The organism is Oceanobacillus caeni (assembly GCF_019037185.1).
Taxonomy (GTDB): Bacteria; Bacillota; Bacilli; order Bacillales; family Amphibacillaceae; genus Oceanobacillus; species Oceanobacillus caeni.
The window spans coordinates 41,507-51,614 of the sequence record NZ_JAHHXM010000024.1 but is presented as its reverse complement, the minus strand read 5'-3'; the positions used below and the strand labels follow the sequence as shown (position 1 = coordinate 51,614).

General features: G+C 33.3%; 12 protein-coding genes and 1 pseudogene. 5 read left to right on the top strand and 8 right to left on the bottom strand.

What is annotated here, in order from left to right:
* Positions 1-257: 257 nt before the first annotated feature.
* The 4 genes and pseudogenes from KM885_RS12720 to KM885_RS18120 all read right to left on the bottom strand — a co-directional run.
* Positions 258-341, bottom strand: a pseudogene (locus KM885_RS12720) (YjcZ family sporulation protein); the annotation flags it as partial.
* Between the two features lie 93 nt (positions 342-434).
* Positions 435-533, bottom strand: a complete 99-nt coding sequence (locus tag KM885_RS12715; protein ID WP_084824110.1) for a YjcZ family sporulation protein — start codon at positions 531-533, stop codon at positions 435-437.
* 113 nt (positions 534-646) lie between these two features.
* Entirely contained in the window at positions 647-1,015 is a 369-nt protein-coding gene (locus KM885_RS18125) for a DUF2268 domain-containing putative Zn-dependent protease (protein WP_276516082.1), read from the bottom strand.
* Complete coding sequence (locus KM885_RS18120; RefSeq protein ID WP_276516081.1) at positions 940-1,425, bottom strand: DUF2268 domain-containing putative Zn-dependent protease; 486 nt, start codon at positions 1,423-1,425, stop codon at positions 940-942. The genes KM885_RS18125 and KM885_RS18120 overlap by 76 nt, the downstream gene beginning before the upstream one ends.
* 190 nt (positions 1,426-1,615) lie before the next feature.
* Between KM885_RS18120 and KM885_RS12705 the strand changes: the two genes are divergently transcribed.
* Positions 1,616-1,972 (top strand): DUF1360 domain-containing protein, encoded by a 357-nt coding sequence (locus KM885_RS12705; protein WP_216884096.1) that lies wholly within the window; start codon positions 1,616-1,618, stop codon positions 1,970-1,972.
* A gap of 199 nt (positions 1,973-2,171) precedes the next feature.
* On the opposite strand, the gene KM885_RS12700 is transcribed toward KM885_RS12705, so the two are convergent.
* Positions 2,172-3,125: a Gfo/Idh/MocA family protein gene (locus KM885_RS12700; RefSeq protein WP_216884095.1), complete on the bottom strand. Its 954-nt coding sequence runs from the start codon at positions 3,123-3,125 to the stop codon at positions 2,172-2,174.
* Positions 3,126-3,249: 124 nt separating this feature from the next.
* Here KM885_RS12700 and KM885_RS12695 point away from each other — a divergent pair, with 124 nt between their 5' ends.
* From KM885_RS12695 to wecB, 3 genes are read left to right on the top strand one after another with little or no spacing between them, the layout of a single operon-like run.
* Positions 3,250-4,170, top strand: coding sequence for a glycosyltransferase (locus tag KM885_RS12695; protein ID WP_216884094.1), 921 nt, complete (start codon positions 3,250-3,252; stop codon positions 4,168-4,170).
* A 15-nt stretch (positions 4,171-4,185) separates the two neighbouring features.
* A complete protein-coding gene (locus tag KM885_RS12690) occupies positions 4,186-4,866 on the top strand; it encodes an acyltransferase (protein ID WP_244987013.1) in 681 nt (226 codons plus the stop codon).
* Positions 4,867-4,881: 15 nt separating this feature from the next.
* The gene (wecB, locus tag KM885_RS12685; RefSeq protein ID WP_204797841.1) at positions 4,882-5,955 is read left to right on the top strand and encodes a non-hydrolyzing UDP-N-acetylglucosamine 2-epimerase; all 1,074 of its coding nucleotides are present in this window, start codon (positions 4,882-4,884) and stop codon (positions 5,953-5,955) included.
* A 16-nt stretch (positions 5,956-5,971) separates the two neighbouring features.
* Here wecB and KM885_RS12680 read toward each other — a convergent pair whose 3' ends face one another.
* The 3 genes from KM885_RS12680 to KM885_RS12670 are packed head-to-tail and all read right to left on the bottom strand — an operon-like array spanning position 5,972 to position 8,523.
* Positions 5,972-7,219, bottom strand: coding sequence for a glycosyltransferase (locus KM885_RS12680; protein ID WP_204797840.1), 1,248 nt, complete (start codon positions 7,217-7,219; stop codon positions 5,972-5,974).
* A gap of 30 nt (positions 7,220-7,249) precedes the next feature.
* Positions 7,250-7,744, bottom strand: coding sequence for a hypothetical protein (locus tag KM885_RS12675; protein ID WP_216884093.1), 495 nt, complete (start codon positions 7,742-7,744; stop codon positions 7,250-7,252).
* Positions 7,741-8,523 carry a D-glucuronyl C5-epimerase family protein gene (locus KM885_RS12670; protein WP_216884092.1) on the bottom strand — a complete coding sequence of 261 codons (783 nt, stop codon included), beginning with the start codon at positions 8,521-8,523 and terminating at the stop codon, positions 7,741-7,743. Before KM885_RS12670 ends, KM885_RS12675 begins: the two co-directional genes overlap by 4 nt.
* Before the next feature lie 248 nt (positions 8,524-8,771).
* Between KM885_RS12670 and KM885_RS12665 the strand changes: the two genes are divergently transcribed.
* The gene (locus tag KM885_RS12665) at positions 8,772-10,016 is read left to right on the top strand and encodes a glycosyltransferase (RefSeq protein ID WP_204797838.1); all 1,245 of its coding nucleotides are present in this window, start codon (positions 8,772-8,774) and stop codon (positions 10,014-10,016) included.
* Positions 10,017-10,108 lie beyond the last annotated feature (92 nt).

The window sequence follows — 10,108 nt, the reverse complement described above, 5'->3', positions numbered from 1 at the left end:
ATACATTTATGATAGAGCGCCTTTTCTTTTTTTTCTAGAATTTTGTTTCAAATCCCCGAGAACTATTTTACACATAGATAGAAAAATTCTTGTTTAACCCACCTCAAGCTTCTAAGGAAACAAAGAAGGTAGGTGGGAGATGAACTGCCCGTAAAGGTTACCTATTCCTTATAGTCGTTACTTTCCCTATTTTCCATCATTAGAAAAGGAAACCAGTTGGATGGTTTCCCTTCTTAAACAATATTAAATGATAGAATTTACAGCCAAGCTGCACCAACGATTATTAGAAGGATAAATAAAACAACGATTAACGCAAATCCGTTTCCGCGTCCATAACCACCATAGCCGTAACCACCGTATCCGTAACATCCACATCCGAAGCCCATTATTGAATTCCTCCTTTTATTTATTTAAGAAACCATCCTTATTTTACTTTAGCAGGCAACGTAAGCTGAGCCCACAATAATTAATAGTATGAACAATACTACAAGTAAGGCAAAGCCTCCACCATAGCCACCTTCAACATTACTCATTTAAACATCACCTCCAAAGTGATTTACAATATTACTATATGTGTCGGGCGTTTGTATGATATGGGTGTACGTCTAGATTGAGGTAATTTGGGCTATGTGTAATGAATAAAATTCTAAGTTGAAATCGACGCAATCCTTGTTGAATCCATACTTAACATGTCTTTAATAGCTGTGTTGTGTTTTTGGATATAGTTATTAACTAAATAATAACCAACGGAATAACCAGTCATTTTAGGATATAACTTTAAACCGTAAAGGATATGGTTATGCTTTGGGTTTTGGACAGAAATGTCTTTGTTAGGTTGAACAAACCTTTTCCATAATTTTTGTTGGATGGAGGAGTCATAGTAAGAGGTCCAGCTTGCTAGGTATTTTTTTCCAAACCTTTCTAATACCGCATGTTCAGCTAACCCTTCAAGAATAACCGTATCAAGTAATGTGAACTTTTCTTCCTTTTTTTTTTGTAATGTTTCAACCGACAAACATGATTATATTCATGAACGAACAATGCCCGAATTTCGTCCGTCGTATTTTTCTTAGATAAAAAAAGAAATAACTTATCCTTAAAAGCTAGTCCAGACTTCCCATTGAACTCTTTTATTAATTTTTGATTCATTGGATCGGAAGGTAAGATAATAATAGGAATATCCGGGCCATGCCATTCCTTCCTAAGGCTCTGATGTTCCCGTTTAATGATGTTATAAATTTTATTTGGATCCTTTATGAAATTATTTTCTACTGCTTTAGATTTACGAAACATTCCGTTTAATGTTAAATAATGATAAATATTTTGGGCATCCAATTTATTAAAGTAAGGTTCTAATTTTTTACAAAGTTTGATTGGATTATAGGATTCTTGATCTAACCATTTTTTTGTATTGATAACACTCAATCCATTCCCTCCTTTACAATATTTATCCTGCCCGTGAAGATCCGATAACTGATGGAGGTCTTCATTATTACAATATGTTCTTCATGATAAATTGCCATTACTCTGTACGTTGCTGCCTATACCAATTGTTATTAAAACTCATACAATACAATACGTTTTTTTCAATACGTTCATTAAAGAGGATGATGAAATGAATTTATCAGTTTTCGAATTTTTATTGTTAGCATTGGCAACATTTCGATTAACTAGATTGATTGTTTTTGATAAAATAACCGCATTTTTAAGATCACCATTTATAGAGGAAGTGGAAGAAGTAGAAGAGGATGGAACAGTTGTAACATATATACAAATAAAAGGAAATGGAATTAAAAAATGGGTAGGCGAATTACTTAGCTGTTATTGGTGCACAGGAGTATGGTGTGCAGTTTTGCTGTTAGGGCTTTATTATGTTTGGCCGACTGTTATGGAATTCGTCATTATCGTTCTTGCAATTACAGGTGCGGCAGGATTTTTGGAATCTGTAGTAAATAGACTCACAGATTTTTAATTTTAACAGGGAGGAATGGAAATGAAGGAGAAACACCAATCAAAAAAGGGATCAAAGGAAGTAACATATTCAAGGAGAAGGAAAAAGTCAGGTTGTGGTTGTGGAAAAAGAAAAAAAAGACGGTAGTATTTTAATACAGTATACAGTTTTACCACTCCAAATAAAAAATAAGGTATTCCCCAAGGCAGGGAATACCCATTTATTTATCCTTGTTTTCATTTGAATGAATAATAGATTCGCTAATTTTATTCGTCAAAAATAATATTTTCAATCCATCTTCTCCGGTCACTTTAGGTTTTCCATCTTTATTAATACAATTCATGAAATCTAATACTTGTAGGCTTAATGGCTTTATAGAGCTGTCAAATTGAATGGTTTCTATAATCGGTACTGGAATATCACTGTTATCTTCTTTAATAGAGCGAGAGATTTTCATCACGTTATTTAAAATATCAACCTCAAAAAAGGCATCTTCTGTGACGACGTTAATCGTCCTAACTTTCCTTATAGATTTAAAACTTGCAGTTAGCTGAGCTGTCACTCCTGTTAAAGATTTAATCATAGTAACAGCGTGTTCTGGGATTCCATTTATTACTTTCCCAAGGGAATACAAATCGCTATAGTCATCTTTAAGGAGTTCATCTAAGATATATAAATCATGAATCATTAGATCTTTCACCACATCAATATCTTTCGTTCTATCATCATGTGGACTCATTCTGTAATGAACAATTTCTACAATTTTCTCAGTTTGCAATTTATTTTTTAGGAATTGTATTAATGGATTAAAGAGTTCAATGTGACCAATTTGTAGTTTAATACCAGCTTTTTTTGCCCGATTAATCAAATCCTTTGCTTGATCTACTGTACTAGTAATTGGTTTTTCCATTAACATGTGCACGTTATGCTTTATACAAGATAAGCCAACTTTATAATGAAATTCTGTTGGTACAGCAATACTAACAGCATCAACTGATCGGAGAAGGTTATCTAAAGAATGAAAAGGTTTAATCTGATATTTTTTAGCAATTTCATTTGCTCTCTTTTCGTCTATATCGTATATACCCACGAGTTCGCAATGGTTTGGAAGGGATAAGTATGTTCGAACATGATTTTCTCCCATTTTCCCAATACCGATTACTCCGATTTTCATATTTAACCTCCTCATATTTGTTGAACTCCTAATATATACTATGTTTTGGTTAAAAATTGATATGGACGATGGTAATGAAAGAGATAAATTGGCTCTTTAACTACAAATCTAAGAAAGGGTGGGTATGATTCATATATTATTTATTGCTGAAGATACATCTCAACTTTTGAACAAAAACTTTTATTATCTTGAACAGGAGCTTGTTAAGATAGCACATGTCACATTCTGGAGAAAAAATGGACATATCAGTTCTATTCTCAAAAAATTATCTATCCGACCAGATTTTATTTTATTATTAAATGATATAGGCAAAAAATTTTCTCCTTTAATTAAGGGTTTAGCGAACATTGACATTCCCGTAGGATTATTTATTAATGATGTTCATCGATTTACAAATCATCGAAGAAATTTTATTTCCAAAAATAAAATACCTTATTTATTCACAATAGCTCGAGATAAATTCATCGAAATTTACCCAGAATTTCAACATAAAATGGAATGGTTTCCTCATTTTATTAATACAAAAATTTATAGGGATTATCATAAACAAAAGACTATTCATCTATTAATGATGGGGGCGGTAAACGATATTTATCCATTAAGAAAAAAAATACGTAACACATATAAAGAAAACTCTAATTTTGTTTACCACGAGCATCCGGGATATAAGTCATTTAATGAACAGGAAGAAACCCAACATTTTATTGGCTCCTATTACGCTAAGGAGATAAATCGAGCCAAGATCTTTTTTACGTGCCCATCGATATATTATTATCCTGTCAGAAAATATTTTGAGGTTTTAGCGTGTAATACGTTACTTTTAGCACCTACATTCAAGGAACTGGAAGATATTGGTTTTATTCCAGGTACACACTTTGTTCCAATCGATGAAAACAACTTTAAAGAGAAGGCTGCATACTATTTAAAGAATGAAATTAAACGACAGCAAATTGCTGAACAAGGCTATCATTTTATTCACGAAAACCACTCCGTTAAAATAAGAGCTCGGCAATTAGTTGAAAGAATGGAAAGCATTGTTTTTTAATAAGGGGGATTTATTTTGTCTGTCATTCCAGAAAGTGTAGAGTTAGGAAGTCATGTCGTTATTGAAAAAGGTGTGACAATTGGAGAAAATGTCGTAATCGGTCATCACACCACTATATTACAAGGCACTAAAATCGCTGATGATGTTGTTATTGGAAACAGCTGTGTATTAGGTATAAAACCGGCGGTCAACAAAAGAATGAGAAAAATTTCACAGGAAAATGTTTCATTAATTATTCAATCAGGGACTAGAATTGGAAATTTGGCTTCCGTTTATTCAGGGACACATATTGACAAAAATGTATTTATTGGTGATCATGCAAGCATTAGAGAGAATGTCTTAATAGGGGAAGGAACTGTTGTTGGAAGAGCAGCTATTGTAGAATTGAATTCAAAAATAGGGAAAAATTGCACCATTCAAACACTTGCATATGTAACTGGGGATACAACGCTGGAGGATGATGTTTTCATCGGACCTTGTGTCTCGATGTCGAATGATAAGTATATGGGGACTAAACCATACTCTTTAAAAGGAGCATATATCGAAAAGGGAGTAAAGATTGGGAACAATGCTTCACTACTTCCAGGAATTAAAATAGGCAGAAATACAATAGTAGGTGCTGGTTCCGTTGTTACTAAAGACTTAGAAGAAAATATTACTGTTGTTGGCGTTCCTGCTCGAAAGATTAATTCCTAGAAGGGGGGATTTATCGTGAAAATTGTAACTGTAGTTGGAGCAAGGCCACAATTTATAAAAGTTTCCATGTTATCAAGATTATTCCAGAAAGATCCTAACATAAAAGAAATATTAGTTCATACAGGACAACATTATGATGCAAATATGTCCGATATTTTCTTTGACCAGTTGAAAATTCCGAAGCCAGATTATAATCTAGGGATTGGATCTGGTACTCACGGGAATCAAACGGGAAGAATGTTATCAGAAATTGAATCTATTTTATTCAAAGAAGAACCTAATATCGTTCTTGTTTATGGGGATACCAATTCTACCCTTGCAGGTAGCTTAGCGGCTTCAAAGTTGCATATACCAATTGCCCATGTAGAGGCAGGGCTGCGTAGTTTTAATAAAAAGATGCCGGAGGAGATTAACCGACTTTTAACGGACCATCTTTCTACATGGTTATTTTGTCCAACGAAAAGTGCTCATAGTAATTTAAAGAGGGAAGGGATAAAAGATAGGGTCTTTATAACAGGTGATATTATGTATGATGCGGTTCTTCATTTTAAGTCTGAAGCTTTAAAACATTCTACCCTTTTTAGCAGGTTGAATCTTGACAAGAAAGATTATTACCTTGCTACCGTTCATCGTGCGGAAAATACGGATAGAATGGATAGACTTCAAACATTGTTGAAGGTACTGTCCCAATTAGATAGGCCTGTAGTACTTCCATTGCACCCGCGAACAAAGAAAAAGATAGAGCATTGGAATTTGGAATCCATGATCACAGCCTCCCATATTCATACGATTGAACCCTTGAATTATTTTGATATGCTTGCTTTAGAAAGCGAAGCAAAGATGATATTAACTGATTCTGGAGGTGTTCAAAAGGAGGCTTATATGCTTCAAGTTCCTTGTATCACGTTGCGGGATGAAACAGAATGGATTGAAACGGTAGAAGCAAAATGGAATAGTATTGTTGGTGCGTCTGATCACCAGAAAATTTTAAAAGAAATATCAGCTAAAAAGGAACCAGATTCCTACCCAATGTTATTTGGAGATGGAAAAACATCGGAAAAAATTTATAGGATAATTCGTGGGGGGTAAAAAGCTCCCCCCACTATTATAGAATGAATGGGCTATTACCATTTATTAACGATTCATAGACATTTAACAACCTTTTTTCCATGTGTTCCCAGCTATATAAGTTTTCCATTACCTTTCTCGCATTTACACTCATTTGTGTTAGTTTTGCTCTATTTTTATTTAAATATAGAAACGCCCTTGCGTAGTCTTGTGCTGTCGCTTTCGGTTTATTGATAACAAGCCCACACTTATGTGTTCGAATAAATTCTTCCATCTCATGGCATTTATTAACAACTACAGGGATTCCATTGTTTAAATAACTAAAAAATTTATTAGGTAATGCATAGGATCGATTAAGGGATTGGGATAAATCATCAAAATCAATCCAACCAATATCAACATTCTCCATATGCTTTGAAATGGAATGATAATCAACCCAACCTGTTAACTCTACATGTTTCTTCAAATTATCTGGGACAGTTAAGGAGTGTCCATGTAATACACCGCCAATTATTTTAAAGTTAAAGTCGGTTTGCTTTGAACATATATTTGTAATATCGAATATTTTATCCCTGCTTCCTTTTTTGTTATCTGCAATATGACCTTCATAACAAACCGTAAGTTTGTTATTCTTGTAATCTTTAGGTTCAAATGGTTTGGCAAGAGGAGGAGAATTGTAAATAATTTCAACCGGAAGCAATGGATTTTTTGAAAGATACCAGGATTTGATGGAGTGAGATACCGTTATAAGTTGATCAATTTCTTTAATCATGGTATTTAGTAACTTTAACATTGCTGTTTTCCTTTTTTGTGGAATGGTTTTATTATCTAATGGATCCGGAATTAGGTCGTGACTATCGTATATTAATTTTACTTCTGTATTGTGTAATTCCTTCATCTTTCGTTTGATGCCAATACCTGCATATAATGAACCTAACTCATGGGCATGATAAATATCTGCTTTTTCTTCCAGTCCGAGTTGTGTTAGTGGATTTTCGAATTTGGTATGATTACCATGATCTATGTGGCTTTGCATTTCGATGGGGGAGGGTTTAAAAGATTCTATTTTATAGGTAACTATTTTTATATCTTCGTGCATAAAACTTGGTTGTAAGAAACGGTCATTAAAAGGAGCCTTATCGATATCAAATAAATTCCCTTTAACCCTAGGTACAATCATTGTTACGTCATAACCATTCTTTTGTAACGTTTTGGCTTCCTTTTTAAATATTCTAGAATCTAAAAAAGAATGGGTGTGTATTAACATACATACTTTTTTTTTCATTTTTATCCTCCTTGAATTACTAAGAAGTAACTACTTATAGGGAACTGTTTCCACTCCCTTATATAATGGATTATTACTCCATGAATCTACATATTTCTTCCATTTGTTTATATAATGCAATAATCTTTTGTCTTGCGTGATATGATAAAATTCTTCAAGTCTATTAATGTGTATGAAGTGATAAACATTATGCCATTTATTGCCAAATTGTTTAAAAGTAGTGGGATTTCCTAGTGCCTCTAAGTGTTGCCAAGGTATTTTAACCTTGATGACATTTTTTCCTTTTTGAATTGGAATTTTATCTAGCACCACAGATTTGTCAGGTTTCATAGTTTTAGCAGAATACTTTGGTTTTATCATAGAGAGAGTCAACAATCCTGCGTTTTCGCTAACTAGATGAATCGTAATTTCGTTTGTCTCAGGATATGAATATCTGCTTAATAATACATTTATTAATGCGGATTGATTTTTGGTGAAAATCTTCTGTCCTTTTTTTACCACTGAATTATCATGAATACAATTCATATATTTTTTTTATCATCAACTAATAATTCAAATGTCCCTTCCCCAGGAACGTTTAAATGAATTCCTTGTAGCTCCATATTACCTGCAGTTGATTGAATCTTAATAGTTGTACTGCCGTTTAATGTATATCTAGAATTTGCGAATTGTGGTGCATCATATAAAGGGAGTAAGTTAGCTAATGTATTTAGATTTTTATTCCAAAATTTAGTTGCATCTTTGTCTTGTATGATATCAGCATATTTTTTAATTGAAGATATCGCTGACAGCCACCCGTTTAGAACATAGCCATTTGGCTCCATAGGGTATTCCTGTATACTTGGCCCGTATAAGGAATGATGAAAGACCCCACCTTCAGTAACTGGAATTTTTAAGCTATGGTAAACCTTTTGGGCTGCATCTTTGTATTTTTCTTTATTTGTTGAGGCATAAAGTTGTGCAAAGACTTCGGCATAGTATGATTGTGTTAAACCAGAATAATAATCTCTATTCATAGAGTTAAAGGCAGAGTTTGATTTGTACCAAAACACCAATGTATCTTTAAAACTTTCCATTCTATGAATAGCTGCATCAGCAACTCTCATCGCTGCTTTTTGATAGTTGATATCTTTCGTTTTTTTGAATTGAAACAGGTAGTCTCTTATGACATATACTCCATAAATCGGATGACAAGCAACCGTTTCTCCTAAATCCTTCCCGGGATACCCATCTTCCATGAATTTAATTTTATAACGGTGATTGCTAACTGTTTTTAAACGTGTAGTAAAGTTTGGCATTTTCATTTGTTTTTTTAATCCTCCTAAAAGTAATTACTGCTTCTCCATCTTATTCCAATATAGTTGTAAGGTTGAGGGCATATATTGCTAAAACCTGTTTATTAGGCAGGTAATGAATGCTAAAGTATAAGATTATATGAATAATTCAATAACTTAATTAATAATATTATTTATTAAGTTATTGAGTGAAAAACAAAAGTATTATTTAAGCAAACATTAAATAGGTAAACTATGATTTTTTGAAGGAGGATAAAATGGGGAAAAGTGTTTGCTTTTTAATAACTGAACACCCTTTTTTAGATGCGCGTATATACAAGAAGGAAGCGAAGAGTTTAATGAAAATTGGCTATGACGTAACCATGATTGTACCGAGGAAGAATGGTTACCTCTTTGATATAAACGGTGCTATTTTTAAGGATAGTTTTCTGGAAAAAACGTTTATATATGAAGGGATTAAGATAGTAACGTATGAACAGATAACTTATGAAAAGCATTTAAAATATTTAGGATCTAATTTGCAATCTCGAAGTCATCACCGTTTTACAGATTCTTTGTTCCAATTAGGAGTTGAGCAGAAAGCGGATATTTATCATGCACATGAGTTTTTTTCATTGTATGCGGCTATTGGAGTGAAACGGGTATTAGCTGGTAAGGGAAAACCATGTAAAGTTATTTATGATAGCCATGAATTAGAACCAGACCCTTTAATAGATCAGTCACAAAATAAAAAGAAAGTGAAAACAGAAATGTTAAGAGCGATGTTAAGAGAAACGGATTATGTCATTACTGTATCACCATCTATTCAATCATGGTATCGTTCGATTGACTCTAATCTCCAGGTAGAAGTCATTTATAACTCTCCGCCACTAGCCCCTAACTATGAACCGAGAAACGTTTCCCAATCCGGCCTTCTACTAGCCTACGAAGGTACTTTAAATAAAAAAAGGGGAAATTACCCAAAATTATTAAAGTTATTGGAAATGAGTAATAAAAAGATTGATTTAAAAGTAAGAATTATTGGAGGGAAGAAAGAGTCTGATAAAGAACTCATTCAACAAATTCCAATTCATTTAAAGGAAAAGTTAGAGTTTTCTGGTTGGGTTAATTATGATTTAATTCCTCATTTTATGAAGGATGTTGATTTAGGTTGGGTAGACGTAAATGCAGCGAATTCTTTAAATCATAGATTTGCCATGCCGAACAAGTTCTTTAGTTATTTAAATAATGGTGTTCCAATTTTAGCTAATCAGGGCAAGGATATAGAACGATTTGTTGAAACATACCAATGCGGTCACATCGTTAAAAAACTATATGCTACTGCTGAAGATTATTTTCAAGCTCTTCTGATGCTAAATTCCAATAGAGAGAAAATCCAAAGTATGGGTGTAAATGCACGAAGGATAATGGAATCAACGTACAGTTGGGAGCATATGGAGAAAAAACTTTTTGCAATTTATGACAAATTAATGAAAGATTTATCTCAATTAAACGGGCAGTAAGACTCCCGACTCAAGCTTGTGGGGAAACAGTAGGTGGAAGTCTTCTTTAAAAGTTAAGCTAATAGATCTTAGCCAATTTTTTCTAAACCATA